Origin of the sequence: Sedimenticola selenatireducens DSM 17993 (assembly GCF_000428045.1) — a bacterium.
Classification (GTDB): Bacteria; Pseudomonadota; Gammaproteobacteria; order Chromatiales; family Chromatiaceae; genus Sedimenticola; species Sedimenticola selenatireducens.
The window spans coordinates 25,118-43,019 of the sequence record NZ_ATZE01000015.1; the positions used below are offsets into that span (position 1 = coordinate 25,118).

The 17,902-nt window shown below is 53.3% G+C and carries 19 protein-coding genes; 12 read left to right on the forward strand and 7 right to left on the reverse strand.

Annotation, left to right across the window (positions count from 1 at the left end):
- Positions 1-22: 22 nt before the first annotated feature.
- Entirely contained in the window at positions 23-283 is a 261-nt protein-coding gene (locus A3GO_RS26870) for a type II toxin-antitoxin system RelE/ParE family toxin (protein WP_418064561.1), read from the reverse strand.
- A 312-nt stretch (positions 284-595) separates the two neighbouring features.
- Between A3GO_RS26870 and A3GO_RS26380 the strand changes: the two genes are divergently transcribed.
- Positions 596-757 carry a hypothetical protein gene (locus A3GO_RS26380; RefSeq protein WP_169720412.1) on the forward strand — a complete coding sequence of 54 codons (162 nt, stop codon included), beginning with the start codon at positions 596-598 and terminating at the stop codon, positions 755-757.
- Positions 758-855: 98 nt separating this feature from the next.
- Here the strand turns inward: A3GO_RS26380 and A3GO_RS0113515 are convergent, their stop codons facing one another.
- From A3GO_RS0113515 to A3GO_RS0113540, 6 genes are all read right to left on the reverse strand, one after another.
- On the reverse strand, positions 856-1,377 hold the full coding sequence (locus A3GO_RS0113515) for an FKBP-type peptidyl-prolyl cis-trans isomerase (RefSeq protein WP_029133844.1): 522 nt from the start codon (positions 1,375-1,377) through the stop codon (positions 856-858).
- Between the two features lie 15 nt (positions 1,378-1,392).
- The gene (locus tag A3GO_RS0113520; RefSeq protein WP_157606827.1) at positions 1,393-1,776 is read right to left on the reverse strand and encodes a hypothetical protein; all 384 of its coding nucleotides are present in this window, start codon (positions 1,774-1,776) and stop codon (positions 1,393-1,395) included.
- Positions 1,777-1,918: 142 nt separating this feature from the next.
- Positions 1,919-3,790, reverse strand: coding sequence for an adenylyl-sulfate reductase subunit alpha (aprA, locus tag A3GO_RS0113525; protein ID WP_029133846.1), 1,872 nt, complete (start codon positions 3,788-3,790; stop codon positions 1,919-1,921).
- A complete protein-coding gene (gene aprB / locus A3GO_RS0113530) occupies positions 3,790-4,272 on the reverse strand; it encodes an adenylyl-sulfate reductase subunit beta (RefSeq protein ID WP_037375409.1) in 483 nt (160 codons plus the stop codon). The genes aprA and aprB overlap by 1 nt, the downstream gene beginning before the upstream one ends.
- Before the next feature lie 27 nt (positions 4,273-4,299).
- A complete protein-coding gene (locus tag A3GO_RS0113535; protein ID WP_037375446.1) occupies positions 4,300-5,088 on the reverse strand; it encodes an adenylyl-sulfate reductase in 789 nt (262 codons plus the stop codon).
- 860 nt (positions 5,089-5,948) lie between these two features.
- Complete coding sequence (locus A3GO_RS0113540) at positions 5,949-6,191, reverse strand: helix-turn-helix domain-containing protein (protein WP_418064560.1); 243 nt, start codon at positions 6,189-6,191, stop codon at positions 5,949-5,951.
- Between the two features lie 470 nt (positions 6,192-6,661).
- Between A3GO_RS0113540 and A3GO_RS0113545 the strand changes: the two genes are divergently transcribed.
- The 11 genes from A3GO_RS0113545 to A3GO_RS0113600 all read left to right on the forward strand — a co-directional run bounded on the left by A3GO_RS0113545 (position 6,662) and on the right by A3GO_RS0113600 (position 17,869).
- Positions 6,662-7,978, forward strand: a complete 1,317-nt coding sequence (locus tag A3GO_RS0113545; RefSeq protein WP_029133850.1) for a ferredoxin reductase family protein — start codon at positions 6,662-6,664, stop codon at positions 7,976-7,978.
- A gap of 155 nt (positions 7,979-8,133) precedes the next feature.
- The gene (locus A3GO_RS0113550) at positions 8,134-8,406 is read left to right on the forward strand and encodes a hypothetical protein (protein ID WP_029133851.1); all 273 of its coding nucleotides are present in this window, start codon (positions 8,134-8,136) and stop codon (positions 8,404-8,406) included.
- Positions 8,407-8,448: 42 nt separating this feature from the next.
- Positions 8,449-9,612 (forward strand): cytochrome b/b6 domain-containing protein, encoded by a 1,164-nt coding sequence (locus tag A3GO_RS25385; RefSeq protein ID WP_084610086.1) that lies wholly within the window; start codon positions 8,449-8,451, stop codon positions 9,610-9,612.
- Between the two features lie 125 nt (positions 9,613-9,737).
- Positions 9,738-10,139 carry a DUF1924 domain-containing protein gene (locus A3GO_RS0113565; protein ID WP_029133852.1) on the forward strand — a complete coding sequence of 134 codons (402 nt, stop codon included), beginning with the start codon at positions 9,738-9,740 and terminating at the stop codon, positions 10,137-10,139.
- A gap of 30 nt (positions 10,140-10,169) precedes the next feature.
- Positions 10,170-10,742: a diheme cytochrome c gene (locus A3GO_RS0113570; RefSeq protein ID WP_029133853.1), complete on the forward strand. Its 573-nt coding sequence runs from the start codon at positions 10,170-10,172 to the stop codon at positions 10,740-10,742.
- A gap of 101 nt (positions 10,743-10,843) precedes the next feature.
- The gene (locus tag A3GO_RS26175) at positions 10,844-11,098 is read left to right on the forward strand and encodes a hypothetical protein (RefSeq protein ID WP_157606819.1); all 255 of its coding nucleotides are present in this window, start codon (positions 10,844-10,846) and stop codon (positions 11,096-11,098) included.
- Positions 11,099-11,345: 247 nt separating this feature from the next.
- On the forward strand, positions 11,346-12,044 hold the full coding sequence (locus A3GO_RS23885) for an ABC transporter ATP-binding protein (protein WP_051302303.1): 699 nt from the start codon (positions 11,346-11,348) through the stop codon (positions 12,042-12,044).
- Positions 12,028-14,553: an ABC transporter permease gene (locus tag A3GO_RS0113585; protein ID WP_029133855.1), complete on the forward strand. Its 2,526-nt coding sequence runs from the start codon at positions 12,028-12,030 to the stop codon at positions 14,551-14,553. The genes A3GO_RS23885 and A3GO_RS0113585 overlap by 17 nt, the downstream gene beginning before the upstream one ends.
- 221 nt (positions 14,554-14,774) lie before the next feature.
- Positions 14,775-15,482, forward strand: coding sequence for a c-type cytochrome (locus tag A3GO_RS0113590; RefSeq protein WP_029133856.1), 708 nt, complete (start codon positions 14,775-14,777; stop codon positions 15,480-15,482).
- Between the two features lie 375 nt (positions 15,483-15,857).
- Positions 15,858-16,433: a NapC/NirT family cytochrome c gene (locus A3GO_RS0113595; protein ID WP_211245096.1), complete on the forward strand. Its 576-nt coding sequence runs from the start codon at positions 15,858-15,860 to the stop codon at positions 16,431-16,433.
- A 47-nt stretch (positions 16,434-16,480) separates the two neighbouring features.
- Positions 16,481-17,869 (forward strand): c-type cytochrome, encoded by a 1,389-nt coding sequence (locus A3GO_RS0113600; protein WP_029133858.1) that lies wholly within the window; start codon positions 16,481-16,483, stop codon positions 17,867-17,869.
- Positions 17,870-17,902: the final 33 nt, after the last annotated feature.

The window sequence follows — 17,902 nt, forward strand, 5'->3', positions numbered from 1 at the left end:
TTTTTAATATTCATGGCCTGCCTCACCAATAGTCGTGGTTATCCAAATGGATGTCCCGGGCCTCACCACGTTCACCTGACGATGTAAACACCAGCCGCCATTGCTTGTTAACGCGGGTCGAATGCTTCCCTGGCAGATTCCCTCTCAACTTTTGAAAACAATTGCTCGCAGGCAACCACAAATCGAGATCACAGGTCGCGTCATCGATAATCTTCAGCTTCCGGAACGGTCGGTCTTCGACTTTAGGATATCTTCTTGCTGGTTTTATCTTCCAGATAATTATCCCCTAGCCAGCGCTCCCAAAAACCCTGAGTCAATAGCAATCTCCTTCCATAGAGAGATGCTGTAACGTACTAAGTTACTTTCCGCAAATGTGCGCTGACAGACCGATTGAGTGAGAGGGGAAATGTGACAAAAGCTATAAACATTGGCAAATGATGCACGCTGGGATAGACTCGTGCCCAAGAGCTTGTCCGTCCCGTCGAAAGTTCTAGCGCAAGCGAATCATCTGGGATTCGACAATGTCAGCCGATCGACAGCGACTGACATCGAATATGTTCAAGCCACCCGTTTTACTGCTTAGTGGAGGTAGGTTGTGAGTGATGCACCCAAGTCCAGGCCCAAGGTTCCCGAGGGCAAGTCGCGATTTCTGACCACCCGTCAGAAAGAGGCAAATGAAAAGGGTTATGTGGGCTATGACACCATCTGGGAATCGTTCCAGAAAGAGCAGAAATACACCACACCCAAGCGCCCCTGACCCCAGGCGCCGCGCGTCCCGCCGGTCTGGGTGCGCGGCCACTCCATCCAGCAGCCACTCACGTCCTTCTTATACGCTTCCGCCTGCTGTAACGGCCATCAGATCGGGACCGGAGTGCCCTCGGGCAGATCGGGCCCTTCTTCAATCTTGCCACCGAACTCGATCTCTTTGTCAGTGGCGTCGCGAACCAGCAGTATCTCAAGCCTGAATATCACTTCCCGACCGCAAAGCGGATTGTTGCCATCGATGGTGATATAGTCGCCGGCGATGCGCGTCACCAGAAAACTCTTGGTCTGCCCCTTGTCGTTCTCCATCAGGATGGCCGTACCGACTTCGCGGTATTCCTTCGGTACGTTTTTGATGTTTTCAGTAATGACCAGGGATTCGTCCCTGGGGCCATAGAGCTGGCTACAGTCGATCGGTACTTCGATCGTATCGCCCGCCGCCTTACCCGCGAGCTCCTGCATGACTGCAGGGGCCAGCACCTCATTGACACCCTGTACGTAACCCAGGGGATATTCTATTTCGGTTAAAACAGTGTCAGTTTTGACGTCGATAACCTTGTATTTCAGTTCGACGTATTTGCCGTCCGTGATGATGTCCTTGCTAATCTCAGTCATGCTCGTCTCGACAGGTTAAAAGATGGAAGCCCCGAAGATTTTTACTGCGCCATCCTCGTAGCCGAGCACCATACGACCCAGCCACTCTCCCTCTTTTTTGATACTCCTGACACGGTACAGGCATGTGACATGCTCCCCGCGACGAATAAAACCCAGGAAGTCGTAGTTCGGGTCCAGCGACCGCGTCAGCTCACTCTTGGCGAACTGCTTGCCCACTTCAACTTCGTTGAGCCCGAACAGCAGGTTATAGGAAAAATTTCTGATGAATTTCCCGTACTGCCCCTTGTTGGAATAGGTAATCAGCTCTTCCCACATGGGATGGGCGATCTTCTGAAGCTCGTCGTCGCTATGGTCCAGGATATTTTTGAAGTCTTGGGGCTTTTCGGGTACTTCGGTCATCATACGCATCCGCCTGCCGAGCCAGTATTTCGAGTTCGTCGTAAAAATAAAAAGACTAACACCAGTTGATCTTTTTCAGCCTGGTCAGAACCCGAGGGATCTCTGCGCGTTGCAGAGATCCCCCGCCTGTCACTCTTGTAGACTATTCGCCGTTATCATCAACCAGGTGATAACACGGCGCCTTCTCCATGGTGTATTCACCTGTTTCCGGGTCGCGCCGGGATACGGTCAGTACATGCCAGTTCTCGTCATCCAGCTTCATCGCATCACCACGGTAGTAGTAGCCGGGCCAACGGGTCTCCTTGCGGAACAGGGTATGCTGCATGACCGCCTCGGAAGTGAGAACACGATGCTTCAGCTCCCAGGCACGCAACAGTTCGTGAATATCCTCCGCAGCCAGCTTCTCCAGGTCCTCTTCCATGATCTTGAGTTTCTTGAGGCCGATATGCAGCAACTTCTCGTTGGTCATGTAGTTGACCGATGCACCACCGGCGTACTCGTCCATCAGCTTCTGCAGACGATCGAGGCCCTGGCGCGGGTTGATATAGTTGGGGTTGACCGAACCGGCGGTAATCTCGTTGCGGTAGATACGGTAGTGCTCCATCGGCTTGTAGATCTCTTCCCTGCGATCATCGACCTGCTTCTGCGATACCACGATCCCTTCCGCCTTACCGTCGTCGATATACTTGCAGGCTGCCTTGGCGGCCAGACGGCCCTCGGTGAACGAGCCCGAGGAGAACGCGTGCGGGGTACCACCGACGGCATCACCGGCACCGAACAGACCTTCGACCGTGGTCATTCGATTGTAGCCCCAGAAGTACTCATAGGGTGATACATCCTCGGGACCCGAGCACCAGGCGCCGCAACCGGTCGCGTGTGAACCCATCACATAGGGCTCGGAAGTAGTCAGTTCAGGGTTTTCGTTTTTCGGGTCCACGTCGGTAGCCGCCCAAAGTACCGCCTGACCAACGGTCATGCCCAGGAAGTTGTGCCAGCCGATCTCTTCAAGATGCGGGTCCTGGAAGGCTTCCATGGTCACCATGTGAATCGGACCGCGACCGGCATTGACCTCACTGATAAGCGCATGGTTACGCAGGCAGGTCGGGATGGGTCGATGGGTTGCGTGTGAAACTTCCGGATCGAGATACTCCTTACCGACCATCTCCTGAAGCTGCGGCCACCACTTGGATTCATACTCTTCACCCAGACAGTTCTGGGTATAGGTCTTGAGGTGCAGGAAGTATGCACCCACCGGACCGTAGCCATCCTTGAAACGGGCCAGCACGATGCGGTTTTCCATCTGCGTCATCTTGGCACCAGCGCGAATCAGCAGCCCGTAGGCCGAGCCCGAGGACCAGGGCGCATACCAGACGCGGCCGGCACCTTCTCCCACCGAGCGGGGCTTGTAGATGTTGGAAGCGCCACCGGCGGCGACGATCACCGTCTTGGATTTGAACACGTGGTAATTTCCGGTACGCACGTTGAAGCCGACAGCACCGGCTACACGATTCTCCTTGGACTCGTCCATCAGCAGATGGGTTACGCAAATACGGTTGAATACCTTGTCAGCCGACTTCTTTGCGGCTTCCGCGACGATTGGCTTGTAGGACTCGCCATGGATCATGATCTGCCAACGGCCTTCACGCTGGTAGGCGCCGGTTTTGGGGTCGCGCATCAGCGGCAGGCCCCACTCCTCGAATTGGTGCACGGCCGAATCGACATGGCGTGCCATATCAAATGCCAGATCCTCGCGCACCATACCCATCAGGTCGATACGCGCATAGCGAACGTGATCCTCCGGGTTGTTCTCACCAAAGCGGGTGCCCATGTAGCAGTTGATGGCGTACAGGCCCTGTGCCACGGCACCGGATCGGTCGATGTTCGCCTTCTCGGCAATCACTATCTTCTTGTCCTGGCCCCAGTACCTGGCTTCCCAAGCGGCACCGGTACCACCAAGGCCCGCACCGCAGACCAGGATATCGATATTGTCTTCGACGATTGTTTCGTAAGCCATCAGTAGTACACCCCTGCTTTCATTTTCAGGCCATTGGACTTGAGGGTGTGAATATCACCATCATCGAGTCGCAGATATTTGGGCTCGTTGAACAGCAGCTCGCTGTCGCGCTGCTCCTTGGTAGGAGCCGACACGTCGCGCAGCTGGGGGATACAGGTACCCCAGGGTTTGGTCGTAATAGGTGCCAGCAGATCCATGTCTTTCTGGCCGTTGCGGAACTTGATGCGCCAGGCGATGACGCCTTTCTCTTCGTCGCGCTTCACTCGTACCGAGTGGCCCAGGGGGGCGAAATCCGCATAGCCCCGGACGTCGATCGCCTGATGCGGGCAGGCCTTGACGCAGGAGTAGCACTCCCAGCACATGTTGGGTTCGATGTTGTAGGCACGACGGGTGACCTTGTCGATATGCATGATGTCTGAAGGGCAGATATCGACACAATGACCACAACCGTCACAACGAGTCATATACACAAAAGTTGGCATTGGAGGCTCCTTACTTTTGAAAATTAATTAGTAGTGACGAGGAGGTTCGCGGCTGATACCGAGTCCCATGTTGGGCGGGTTTGTCCCCATGTATTCGGGGATGTCAGGATACCGTTTCTGCACTGCGGGATCCGTCAGATCGTAATCGTCGGGAAGATTTTCGCGCGACCCATCCGCCATGATGACCTTTTTCTGAAAAGCGGCGGCAGGCTTGAAGAACATGTGCGCGAACTTGGACCAGTAGACACTGCCGAAGAGCACCGTGGCGCTCGCGATGAACAGTACGAAGAACAGCGTATTCAGTGCGCCGGCGCCCATGGTGAATGACCAGAGCAGGGCAAAGGTCGACGTGGCAAGCAGGCCGACAATAAAGATGTCGCCGCGTCCGTTGAAGTTGTACCACTTCACACCTTCAGAAAAGAGGTCTACGCGGATAGCGAACCAGAACCAGTAACCGCCAACGGCGAGAGACGCCGCGCCCAGATGCCAGAGAATCGGCCAGACACCAGCGTCGGCTTGCGTTGCGTAACCGAAAATCAACACCGCCGTACTGATGACAAAAACAATGAAGCCCCACATCGTGAGCAGGTGAGAGGCGCGGCGACGGGGATTCTTGAACTCCGAAGAGGTCAGTACTTCGTTAGCGACTGTCTGCACCGCAAGCGATACCTTTTCACCACCGGCCAGGGTGCGCTTGGCATTTTTCTCTGACTTTTTCGCATTTTCGAAAAAATACTGGGCGCTTTTCTTGTGCATCATGTCAAGGATGGTGCCAACGACAACCAGAATGACCATCAGGATGACGTACCCCTGCATGATGGAAGGAGAAATGACTGCCGAAAGCTCGGCAAACGGGTTGCTCGCGATCATGAAAATTAATCTCCTTTGTTTCTGTTTCTGCTTACGGGAGTGTCAATTGATTTGAACGCCATTACCACAAGTTATGATTTTTAGGGTCATAAGCTAGACAACGCCATGAGCTCGGCCGGGTCGCTGGAAGTGATCCGCTGCGACGGGATGGTTTATGTCGGACTCGACGCGCTGAGCGACAAGGTATAGATGACATTCCCCCCCTTTTAAACAGCGACAAGGGCTACCATCAATGATGGATACCTCAAAGTGGTAAAGCCGGTACTCCGCTGAACCAGCGGTTAAAGGAGGCGTCCATGAACTACACTATAATCCACTTGGGCTTGACGTCACGACACACAATACCACCGCTCAGCACTTGCTAGGGATACCGGCAAGATCATCGACTTAAATTGCTGGCCGACCTTGAACGGCTTGCTTCACCAACTATAAAGAGCTCACAAGCCTTTCTCAGGATATAAGACTCCTGTGTTGACTATAGGCCGTAGGAAGCATAAACGCCCCTTTCCGCGCTGGTCAACAGGTATTTCACGAGCAGCAGCAAGGCATATGCCCCGCGATCACCGCAAAATCTCGCCCGACCTTGCACCGGCTGACTGTGAATCTGTACATTTTGGCGTCACTTTCTGACCCCATCCATGGCTGCGGCCAAACACAGATCTGGGCTACTCCCACTCAATTGTAGACAAGCCATTTTTACGATTTAATATCAATGACTTACTTGTTGGCGCTGGCGGCAATACCCTGAAAAACACCATGCTCAGCAATTTCTTCAAAAAAAATCCTCTAGCAACTGGGTTCCTTCCCTAGATCAACACGTCCAGGCCCTTTTCCGCGACCAGGTTCAGCAGTTTTAAGGAAGGCCCATTTGGTTTTTTCTGGCCCTGTTCCCATTTCTGCACCGTGGGCTTGCCCGTGTTCAGATACGCGGCAAACACCGTCTGACTGGACTTGTTTTGCATCTGGATACGCTTGATCTGCGCTGCTGTAAATTCTTTCACTGGTGGCAGACGCAGCGCATCCAACTCCCGCAAGGTGTCATCGCTCACGCCCTCCGTTTCAGCCCACTTATGGAACACCTTGTTTCAAAAGATACGTAACCATGACACTCCCTATCAGTCACCCACCTTGCAGATCCATTTGATGGCTTCATGGACCGAGCGGGTATCCCCGAGGGTACGATCACTGTCTTCGGCCCCAGATACTTGCAGATACCTATCATCACCTTCCGGCCTATATGCTCCCGATCAAACACCCCGATGCCTCTATGGAAAGTCACAGCAGGTGCAGAGTTGCATCACTGGAGGGCTGAATTGACCGGTTGAGTTTGCGTACCCGGCACGAGCCAACTGATTGAGTTCCGGACCCAACTAGCCGTCGAATAACCGGTTTAAATGGGGGCAATATTTCCTTCACCTGGAAAGCTTATTTTCAGGGTGAATTCAGTTGCCTATCTCATACTGCACCCACGGTCACTCCTTCGATCACCAGACAACACCACTCCATGGGAGATTTAATCATGAAGACTATCCTTGCCGGTTTTGTTGCCATCGTTGCCCTTGCCTGGGGCGTCGAGATGCTCTCACCCGATCACACGACGGCAAGCTCCCTGCCGTGGACCATCTACCTTGAGAGTCTCTTCCTAACCGGCCTGATTTCCATCGCCCTGATGTCGCTGGCGATGGTGCTCGCCTCCCGCCCAGCCTGGCTGGAACAACCGCTCGGCGGCATGGACCGTATCTATCGTTTGCACAAATGGAGCGGCATCCTGGCCGTCGTCTTTGCCGCCTCACACTGGCTGCTGGAAATGTCGGACGATCTGTTCAAGGCGCTGGCCGGCCGCGGCGGCCGCATCAAGGAGGATGAGCTTTCTGCGTTCGCCGAACCGCTGCGCGACCTGGGCGAAGCGTTGGGCGAATGGGCCTTCTATGTGCTGCTGGCGCTGCTCGCGCTGACCCTGTGGAAGCAGTTCTCATACCGCCTGTGGCGGCCGTTGCACCGGGCGATGCCGGTGCTCTATTTGCTGCTGGTTTTCCATTCGGTGGTGCTTGCCCCTGCCACTTACTGGAGTCAGCCCATCGGGCTGCTGCTCGCCGTGCTGTTCACCGCCGGCAGCATCGCCAGTGTGCAGTCGCTAACCGGTCGCATCGGCCGCAAGCGTCGCGCAAGCGGCTCCGTGATCGCAGTGCGCAATCCGAGCCCCGATATCATCGAGGTGAGCTGTCGCCTTGACGGAAAATGGCGCGGTCACCAGCCCGGTCAGTTTGCCTTCGTGACCTTCGACGCTGGCGAGGGCGCTCACCCCTTCACCATCGCCAGTGCCGACCGTGGCGACCATACTGTCACCTTCGCAATCAAGGCACTCGGTGACTATACCTGCACCTTGGCCCGTAAACTTGCCGAAGCTAGCCCGGTGGAGGTCGAAGGGCCTTACGGCCGCTTCGAACTATCCCGTACCAACAATCGCGCCCGCCAAATCTGGGTAGCAGGCGGCATCGGCATCACCCCGTTCATTGCCTGGCTCGAGTCTCTGCAGGATGAGCAGGCGACCGAGGTCTCTGCCGACTTGCATTACAGTGTGCGCGACCGTGAGGCCGACCCGTTCGTCGAGCGCCTGCAAAGCCTGTGTGCGACTCTGCCCAAGGTGCAGCTGCATGTGTACGACAAGCATAGCGGCCCGCTAAATGCCGACACACTGGCAGCAGAACTGAGCGAGACAAGACGGGCGGAGGTGTGGTTCTGCGGTCCGCGCGGTTTTGCCGATGCCCTGCGTGAGGGGCTGCAAGCCTTCGCTGGCCGAGTACGTTTTCATCAGGAGGCGTTTGAGATGCGCTAGGTATCCCGGCGTACTTAACCTCCGCCACAGATTCTGGTTCGCCGCTTCAAATCGAACCTTAGCCACGGCTTAAATTCCGTATCAGCGTGTCTTCAGGTTGGGTGTCTTTCACTAAAACTGTACTAATCGATAATCCGATTAATAGGAGAACAGAGATGAAACGCGTAAACAAATTATTGATGGTAGTAACACTAGTATCGCTAGTTATCAGCTTCATGTCTTTTGGAATTTCTGTCATAGGCGGTCTGATCGACAGTACAGTCCTGATACTGTTTTGGTATCTTGGCCTAGCTGGACTCTGGGCGATACTGATGGCATCTGTTATTGCCATTGGAGTCTTCCTTTTCGTTTCTACCGGTAAGTATTTTCAGTCAAATCCCCACCGATTGAAGGGGCATGGACGCCACTCCACACATGCAATGATTTAACTTCCAACAGCACTGGCAAGGTATGTTTTTGAGGTTAATCAAATGACTCAGCGGAAAAGAAACGGTGGTGTACTAGAAACAAAAGTGAGGGTGTGGGATATCCCTATCCGGCTGTTTCATTGGACCCTGGCGAGCTGCTTCGTAATAGCCTGGTTCACTCTCGACAATCGTTATCTGGACGTACATGTTTTTGCCGGTTACCTAATGGGCGGGCTGATTTTATTCCGTCTTCTGTGGGGTTTCATCGGCGGCCCTTATGCCCGTTTCCGTGACTTCGCCTTCAATTATTCTAAGGTACAGAATCACCTTAAAGATGTACTGAATAAACACCCACCCCGTTTTCTCGGCCATAACCCGGCCGGTAGCTGGGCCATTTATCTACTGCTGGGTCTGGGCCTGTCGATCGTCATTACCGGTCTGCTTGCCTTTGGCGGTGAAGAACGGCAAGGCCCCCTTGCCGGATTACTGAACTTTCCGCAGGGACGTTTTGCTCATGAGCTTCATGAATGGCTGTTCTGGCTGATGTTGGGGCTGGTTATTATTCATCTGATGGGTGTGCTGGTAGAGAGCATGTTGCATCGAGAGAACCTGGTGGTCTCCATGCTAACCGGCTTCAAATCCTCCGCGGCCGGCGCGATATCTACTCTTTCCCACTGGAAGGTCGGTGCGACCATGCTGGTTGCCATTATCGCTGCCGGTCTGTTCTGGTTTCAGGGCCATCTAACAGAAACACCGGAGCAGCTCTACCAGCCGTTTCATGGTCCGACACTACCCGACAACTCGCTTTGGCGTGAAGAGTGCGGCGCTTGCCATCTCGCCTTCCATCCCAGTCTATTACCTACCCGCTCCTGGAAAGCCATGATGCAGGAACAGGCATCTCATTTCGGAGAAGATCTTTCTCTGGAACAGGATACCGTGAAACAGATTGAAACCTTCCTGGTAGAAAATGCGGCAGAACAGGGATTGACCGAAGCGGCCTGGAAAATTAATCGCAGCATACCGCAGACAGAAATTTTGTTACGAATCACAGAGGCCCCTTACTGGGTAAAAAAACACCAGGAGATCTCTGATGCGGTATGGAAACACCCAAAGGTCAATGGCAAGGTTGATTGTGCAGCCTGCCATATCGATGCCACCGCAGGCACTTTTGAAGATGCTGCCATGCATCTACCGGATGATGTTAAAGCAACGGTAACAAGCGAGTAAAGATGGTTATCTATACCATCGAAAACCGTTTCTTTCAGTTTCAATTCAGCTCTCTTCAGTAATCTTAATAGATAAAGATCTGTTGAATAATCAATTCTCCTTAAACAAATAAATTCGAGGTTAACATGAAAAGAAAGCTTGTCGGCATTACTGCATTGTTGCTAGCGATACCATTCTATGCTCAGGCCGATGCAGTATCAGAGCTGGAGACGGAATACCAGGCTCAGGGTGGAACCAACTTCAGCGCCGAAGCAGGAGAGGCCCTGTGGAACAAAGAGTTTATAGATGCCAAGAAAGGTGACACTCGAAGCTGCACCACGTGCCACACTGCCGACTTGAAGCAACCAGGCAAACATGCACAAACAGGCAAGGCCATTGAGCCCATGGCACCTACAGTAAATCCGAAACGACTTACTGAAGTGAAACAAATCAGGAAGTGGTTCGTTCGTAACTGCAAGTGGACTCTGGGACGTGAATGTACCCCCCAAGAAAAAGGCGATTTTCTTGCCTATCTCAAGAATCTTTAAACAACCGAACTTTGGATTGAGAGGTGTAATATGAAATCTAAATCATCAGTAGCATCCATGGTATTGTTGTCAGCTGCCCTGCTTGGAACGAGCAGTGAAGCATTCAGTGCTGATAATAAAACTGGCTTCTTCAGCCGCATGTTCGATGGAGCAAAAGCACCGGGCGTGGCACCAGTTAAAAACCCGCAATATCTGGAGGAGTGTGGCAGCTGTCACTTTCCTTATCAGCCGGGCCTGCTACCCGCACGCTCATGGACAAAGGTAATGTCTGGGCTCGAGAATCATTTCGGAGAAAATGCAGAACTTCTACCTGAGGATGTCAAAAATATTACAGACTACCTGCTGAAGAATGCGGCCGACCATGCCAATTACAAGCGTTCGAAAAGGATCATGAGTTCACTGCGTGCTGATGATGCTCCGCTCCGGATTAGTGACACGCCTTATTTTATCGAGAAGCATAATGAACTGTCACACGCGATGGTGCAGGACAATCCCAAAGTCGGTTCGGTAAGTAGGTGTGGTGCTTGCCATACAAAAGCCGAGACGGGTTCTTTTAGTGAGTCGGAAATCCAGATTCCTGGCTTCGGTGCTTGGGAGGAGTAATACAAAAGATTATTGCTATAGGCAGATCACCGACCTATAACATAGGTGCTAATTAAACATGGAAATACCGGGGACAGTTTACTTAACTACAGGAGCACCGTTTGTTCAAGCGGCCTGACGGATTACCCCCATTCAGCCAGCACAACACTTTCGGCGTTTCCCTCAGCCACCTGCCGCTCAACCATCAAAATGGCCTTCGGCATTTGCCGGGACAGCATGTGCTGGAGACCCGCAACATTGATCTGTACCGAACGCTCCTCGAGCTGAGCAGAGATCCTGAAATTTACCACCAACAGCGCAATGTCAAAAAGCAGAACCACTTTCAGGGGCACAAACAACGGCCGGTATTTACTTGACAATAATCCTATACACTGCAACCCGAACGATGGAGAAAATACCAAATCGAACGGTCCAATTCATTTCAAGCTGAAGGCAATAGCCGAGCCAGCTCGGCGGTTAGCTTGTTAACCTTACTAATAACGCGTTAAAAATCATGCACAGACACTCGTCATTTAATCGATAACGACCAATCTGCTGCACTCATTAGGGCGTAAGCATAGGCAGGCCGAACCGCATCTTTTCGTAAACTGGAACCCACTAACCATGATCAAGCTCGAAAATGTCTCGCTCAGCTACCCGATGGAATCGAAGCCCTTGCAGGTGCTGAATGCGATCGGACTGACCATTGAAGAGGGCGAAACAGTAGCTGTCCTGGGGCCTTCCGGTAGCGGCAAGACCAGTCTGCTACTGCTTCTGTCCGGCCTGGAGCAGCCCGATGCCGGGATCATTTCCCTGGACGGTCAAACACTTTCACAACTGAATCCGGATCAGCTGGCCGATCTACGGCGTGACCATCTGGGTATTATCTTTCAATCGTTCCACCTGGTGCCCAGCTTAACCGCCCTGGGTAACGTCGCCCTGCCCCTGGAAATAGCCGGCAAAGCCGGCGCCCGCCAAGTGGCGCAGCAGATGCTCGATAAAGTGGGGCTGGCCAAACGGCAACACCACTACCCCGGACAGCTGTCCGGCGGCGAACAGCAACGGGTGGCCATCGCCCGTGCACTGGTGCATCGCCCGAAACTGGTGCTGGCTGACGAGCCCACCGGGAACCTCGACATCAAAACCGGCGAAAGGGTCTCCCGCTTGCTGTTTGAGCTCAACCAGCAAACCGGCTCGACGCTGGTAGTAGTCACCCACGACGAAGCCATGGCACGTCGATGCCAGCGGGTGGTAAAGCTTGCAGATGGTCAGTTGATCGAAACCGAATCAACGCGGGAGGCGGCCGATGCCCTTTCTGCTTAAGCTGGCTTGGCAGGATTTACGCGCCAGTGGTCGCTCACTGTGGGTATTTTGCGCCTGTCTCACCCTCGGTGTCACCCTTATCGCCGCGTCCGGGGGGCTCTATCAGCTGGTCAACCAGGGGTTATTGGCGGATACCCGCGCCCTGCTGGGCGGTGACCTGGAAGTGGATGCCAACCAGCCACTGAGTTCGGAAACGCTCTCCTGGATGACACAAAACGGTGAAGTATCACTGGTCACCGAAGTGGATACCATGCTGGGGACGCCAGCCGGCCAGTTCGCCCGGGTGGAGTTGCAAAGTATGGACGCCCGCTACCCATTGTACGGTGAATTGCGGCTGCAGCCTGATCGGCCCTTGCAATCCCTACTGGCAAAACAGAACGAACAGTGGGGCGTGGCACTGGACCCGGTGCTGGCAGACCGGCTGAAGCTCTCAGTGGGCGATACGGTCTTGATCGGCAACCTGGAAATGGCGGTACGCGCCAAGGTACTCGTCCAACCCGATCGCAGTCTCAATGCCAACTGGCGTGGAACGCCAGTCCTGCTCTCAAACGATGCCCTTAACGCCTCCGGGCTAATCCAGCCCGGCAGCCGTATTGAGTATAACTACCGGGTTAAAACCTCTCAACCTGCCGAGCAATGGCGCGAGCAGTTTTATGCCCAGTTCCCACAACTGCCCTGGGAAGTGCGCACCTTTGCCGACCGCAGTCAGCGCATTGCAGAACGACTGGCACAAATCGCCTCCGGGCTGCTGATTATCGGCTTCAGCACGCTGTTCATCGGCGGCCTGGGGGTTTTCAACAGTATTCAGGCCTATTTGCAGAATAAGCTCAAGACGATCGCCACGTTGCGGGCACTGGGTCTGCGCAATGGTTCCCTGGCAACCGTCTATCTGCTGCAGGTAGCCATACTCAGTATCGGCTCAAGCCTGCTGGGCACGGTGCTGGGTGCACTGTTGGCGGTATCGGGTATTGCTATCGTAGCGGCCGAAGTACCACTGCAATCTTCGCTGGCTGCAATCGCCATACCCCTGCTCAGCGCAATATTGTTTGGCGTACTCACCGCATTCTACTTCGCCCTGCCCGTTATCGGGCGGGCGGTGCACGTGTCTCCTGCCGCTCTGTTTCGCGGTGACGTAGGCATGCGGCAGCAACCACCACGGCAATGGGTGCTGCTGAGCCTGGGTTGTGGTGGTCTGCTTGCGTTCCTGGTTTTGCTTAGCATGCCTGACATCAGATTTGGTCTGGGTTTTATGGCCACGGTGGCCGCGCTGTTACTGTTGCTGGATGTAATCGTCAAATTGATCCGTAAACTGGCCCGTATGCTGGATGATCATCCGGTGCTGAACCAGCATTTTGCGTTGCGCCTCGCACTGGCCAATCTGCACCGGCCCGGCTCAGCTTTACGCACCTCTCTACTGTCACTGGGATCTGCCCTCACCTTACTGGTGGCCTGCACCCTTATTGTCAGCGCCTTGCTGCACACCCTCAGCACCACACTGCCAGAGGAGTCACCCGCCCTTGTGCTGTATGACGTTTTTACCGATCAACGGGAGGATGTCAGCAGTGCGATTCGTGCCGCTGGCAGTTTTCAGCGACTTGAGCTGGCGCCACTGGTGAGAGGGCGTATTGCAACCATCAATGACATTCCGCTGAGCGAAAAAACAGACTTGACCCCACAGCAGCGCCAGGAGGCGGCACGGGATGAGCATAAATTCAGCTACACGGCCAACAATATTGATAGCGTTAACGTGATTGACGGGCAGTGGTGGAATGAATCAAACCGGGGTGAAAACGACTTGCCTCAAGTGGCCGTGGAGGACCATGAAGCAGAGCAGATCGGCCTGCAAGTTGGCGACAGGATCCGCTTTGCCATTGAAGGACGCCAGCTGGATGCCCAGGTGGCTGCCATCTACAGCCAGAAAGGGGTGCAAACCCGGTTCTGGTTCGAGGCGATTTTTTCCGATGGCGCACTGGACAGTTTTATACACCGCTACGTAGGTGCAGCCTACATGGACGCGGCTGACGCCATTAGCAGCCAGACCCGTGTTGCCGCCACTGCGCCCAATATCATCACTGTGCGCACTGCAGAAATGGTGGACACGGCGCAACAGATTCTGGGTAAGGCCAGCGGCGGCCTTGCGGTGGTCGCCGCGGTCAGCCTCCTGGCCAGTTTTCTGGTACTGGTCAGTGTGATGGCGGCAGGGCGCAGCCGCCAGATTTATACCGCCACAGTATTGCAGGCCATGGGCACACGTTTGAGTGTCATCCGGCGCAGCCTGTATCTGGAATACCTGGTGCTGGCGATCATTACCACCCTGTTTGCAGTACTGCTGGGCAACGCGATCGCCTACCCGCTGCTCAACTTGCGGATGAAGATTCCTGCCGAAGGTTTTTTCTGGCTGGGCTCGGTGGTCGCAGCAGTGATCAGTATCGGCGCACTCAGCTTGGGTGCCCAGTACTTGCTGCGCCGGTTGCAGCTCAAGCCGGCCCTGTTATTACGGTCGGAATAATCTGCAAAGGCGTATCTAATCCAACACCACGTTAGGTTATCGTTACCTTCCTTGCATCGGACAGCCAGTCGGTACCATGAAATATTCCAACGTAAATGGGTACTGCCGGAGGGTGGAGGCCGGTCTGATAAGAAGTCTGATGCAGATCATAAATGAAGTACCTTCATGAGAAAGTACTATAGTGTTTGATGGGATAGGTAAACCAAAAGGAGCACATAATAATGAAAGTCAGAAAATTCAGCGCATTAGCCGTTCTTTCCGCTTCAGTCTTCAGTTTCGGCCAAAATGCTCAGGCCGAAGAGGCATCTTCCATTGCTCGTGGTGGAACGCTGTACGACAACTGGATCAAGGTGATCGGTGCCGAGAAACCCGAAGAGACCCACAAAGCCTGGCCAGCTTCCAACACAAAAAAGAAGGGTGACACAACCTGGCGCTGCAAGTCTTGCCATGGTTGGGACCTGCGGGGTAAAGATGGCGCATATGCCACAGGATCCTACAAGACCGGCATTACTGGATTACGTTCCCAGGAAGGCGCGCCACTGGATAAAATTATCGCCACTATCAAGGATGATACCCACGGCATGGCCGGTATGATGTCTGATCAGGATTACCACGACTTGGCCATGTTCGTCTCGAAAGGTCAGGTGGATATGACCAAGTACATCAATGCAGATAAATCCGTCAACGGTGATGTGGCCAAGGGTGAAGCCTATTACAACACCATTTGCGCTGGCTGCCACGACAAAGAGGGTCGCAGCCCCAATGAACTGCCAGCGCCTCTTGGCAAAATTGTCGGCAGCAATCCGTGGGAAGGTTTCTCCAAGATCCTCAACGGCCAGCCGAAGGAAGCCATGCCTGCCATGCGTGCGTTGCCGGTAGATGTATCGGTCGACATTTTGGCATACATGGTCACCTTGCCTAAGGAATAAAATTGTTCACTGCGGTCCCATTAAGCGCCACTTTGGTTGTTTGTGACAGACGGATTGTACTTGATAATTCAATCAGCAGTCAGACAGTGAGACTTAGATAGCCAAGGTGTGTATACCTTCCTTTTCCGGGGACAAATTGGCGGGAGAACCGATTTTCACGCCTCGTCCCCGAAGGGTGGTCCACAGGGATGTGGACCACTAACAACAGGATGAGGGGATATTAACAATCATTGAGTTAGCTCATACTGCCTCCTTCATACCAACCCTCTCCCTGAGGAAGATGGGGTTTATGGGACAGCAGAAAAAATCATTACAAACAACAGGCCCATACTTCAGGGCCTTCTGGAGTATGGCGCAGCCGTTGGGGGAGTGATGATGTTGAAACGGTTTTGGCAATGGTTCCGTTCGCCATCCAAGGCGTACGCTTGGGGAACCATCTTTATCATTGGTGCGGTGTTCGGGGTGGTCTCCTGGGGTGGCTTTAATACTTTCATGGAATACACCAATACCATGGAGTTTTGTGTCTCTTGTCATGAAATGGAACAAACCGTTTACCAGGAGTATAAGCAGACTGTTCACTACTCCAATCCGTCTGGTGTGCGCGCCATCTGCTCAGATTGTCACGTACCTAAACCTTGGACAGCAAAAATATGGCGCAAAATTAAAGCGTCCAACGAGCTGTATCATAAAATGGTTGGCACTATAGATACCAAGGAAAAATTTGAGGCTCGAAGACTGCTGTTGGCTGAACGCGTATGGGCCGGAATGATTGCTTCCGATTCCAGAGAGTGTCGTAATTGCCATAGCTATCACTCGATGGATTTCCTGAAGCAGCGCCAGCGTTCACGTGAAAAAATGCAGGAAGCCATGGAGCAGGGAAAAACATGCATTGAATGTCATAAGGGAATTGCACACAAGCGGCCTATTTCAGATGATGAATTTGATGATTAGGGGAATCAGCACAATTTTTCGGTGTGGGCACTTTTTCGGGTGATGCAATGATGAGATTGGCAGACTTTGATCTTTTCCATCGCCAGTGGGCGTTACGAGAGGCGTTCGCTATTAACAGGAACATTCTGTCACGTTCCGTGATTTTTCTGCTGCTTATTGTCGGTACCGCTGTTCAGGCTGATGGTGCTTCTGTTGCTCGAGGCGGGCGCCTTTTTGATAACTGGATTATGGAAGGTAAGGAGCGCGTACCCGATGCACCCAATCAGAACTTCAGGATTCCCAGCCCGGATATGCACGTCGCGGAGAACAGCTGGCGCTGTGTTTCCTGTCACGGCTGGAACTTCGAAGGGAAAAAAGGTCAGAGTACAAAACCACTGGAAACAGGCCGGAAATTTGATGCCGTATTATTGGCGGATATTTTGAATAATGCTACGCATCAATATACGGATAAGCTGGCGAAAAGAGATATTCATGACCTGGCGGCATTTATCTCCAGCGGACGAATAGAGCTGTCGTCCTTTATTCATGATGGCAAGACCAGGGTGTCGGGTGATCCCAAACGGGAGGCAAATCTCTATGCAACAGTTTGTTTGAATTGCCATGGTAGCAGTGGGCAAAAGTCGCGGAATATTTTACCGCTGGGTACTTTCTCACGGGAATTTCCCCAGGAAACCTTGCATAAGATTATGAATGGCCACCCGGGTGAACAGATGCCACCAATGCGCATACTGGAAGTATCCCGGCTGGCGGATTTGCTGGCGTACATTCAAATATTGCCGGATAAAAACTTACAGGCCTCTATCACACGAGGTGGCCGGCTTTATGACAATTGGCAAAAAGAGAGCGGTACAAGTGCACAGCAGACGCGCCATGCCTCCTATCCCCTGGATGCAAGGTACGCCGATAGGCCAGAGGCCAACTGGCGCTGTAAAGAGTGTCACGGATGGGACTATAAAGGTCAGGATGGAGTCTATGGTCAAGGTGATCATCGCACCGGTGTAACAGGCATTCGTCAGAGTGCGAATGCATCGACCTCATCGATTGTGGAGTTACTGATGAGCCCTTCTCATGGCTACCACAGTACGGCTTGGTCAAATGGTCCGTTACTGTTACAAGACTTGTTGGACTTGGCTAATTTTGTCGCCTATGGTCAATTGGACACGGATCAGTACATTGATGTCAAAACACGCCGGGCGAAAGCCGAAGCAGCCCAATACAAGGATACGTTCGATATTTTTTGTGCTACATGTCATGGAACCGATGGTCGGAAGCTGGCAACCGGATATGATTTAGGGGATGTTGCACGTCGCAATCCATGGGAAGCACTGCATAAAATACGCAACGGCCATCCTGGGGAGTCGATGCCAGCCTTGCAAAGTGTCTTGGACATGAAGGTTTTGGTCGGGCTGTTGGCATATGCACAGTCACTTCCCTGAGTTCGGATATCATGCAGGCTATTATCCGCAGTT

Excerpts from the sequence above, each read along its gene's own strand:
- A3GO_RS0113520 (WP_157606827.1), bottom strand. The coding sequence starts at position 1,776 with ATGACCGAAGTACCCGAAAAGCCCCAAGACTTCAAAAATATCCTGGAC.
- A3GO_RS0113515 (WP_029133844.1), bottom strand. The coding sequence starts at position 1,377 with ATGACTGAGATTAGCAAGGACATCATCACGGACGGCAAATACGTCGAA.
- A3GO_RS0113535 (WP_037375446.1), bottom strand. The coding sequence starts at position 5,088 with ATGCAGGGGTACGTCATCCTGATGGTCATTCTGGTTGTCGTTGGCACC.
- A3GO_RS0113570 (WP_029133853.1), top strand. The coding sequence starts at position 10,170 with ATGAAATCTAAATCATCAGTAGCATCCATGGTATTGTTGTCAGCTGCC.
- A3GO_RS0113585 (WP_029133855.1), top strand. The coding sequence starts at position 12,028 with ATGCCCTTTCTGCTTAAGCTGGCTTGGCAGGATTTACGCGCCAGTGGT.
- aprB (WP_037375409.1), bottom strand. The coding sequence starts at position 4,272 with ATGCCAACTTTTGTGTATATGACTCGTTGTGACGGTTGTGGTCATTGT.
- A3GO_RS0113545 (WP_029133850.1), top strand. The coding sequence starts at position 6,662 with ATGAAGACTATCCTTGCCGGTTTTGTTGCCATCGTTGCCCTTGCCTGG.
- aprA (WP_029133846.1), bottom strand. The coding sequence starts at position 3,790 with ATGGCTTACGAAACAATCGTCGAAGACAATATCGATATCCTGGTCTGC.
- A3GO_RS0113550 (WP_029133851.1), top strand. The coding sequence starts at position 8,134 with ATGAAACGCGTAAACAAATTATTGATGGTAGTAACACTAGTATCGCTA.
- A3GO_RS0113595 (WP_211245096.1), top strand. The coding sequence starts at position 15,858 with ATGTTGAAACGGTTTTGGCAATGGTTCCGTTCGCCATCCAAGGCGTAC.
- A3GO_RS0113600 (WP_029133858.1), top strand. The coding sequence starts at position 16,481 with ATGATGAGATTGGCAGACTTTGATCTTTTCCATCGCCAGTGGGCGTTA.
- A3GO_RS0113590 (WP_029133856.1), top strand. The coding sequence starts at position 14,775 with ATGAAAGTCAGAAAATTCAGCGCATTAGCCGTTCTTTCCGCTTCAGTC.
- A3GO_RS23885 (WP_051302303.1), top strand. The coding sequence starts at position 11,346 with ATGATCAAGCTCGAAAATGTCTCGCTCAGCTACCCGATGGAATCGAAG.
- A3GO_RS25385 (WP_084610086.1), top strand. The coding sequence starts at position 8,449 with ATGACTCAGCGGAAAAGAAACGGTGGTGTACTAGAAACAAAAGTGAGG.
- A3GO_RS0113565 (WP_029133852.1), top strand. The coding sequence starts at position 9,738 with ATGAAAAGAAAGCTTGTCGGCATTACTGCATTGTTGCTAGCGATACCA.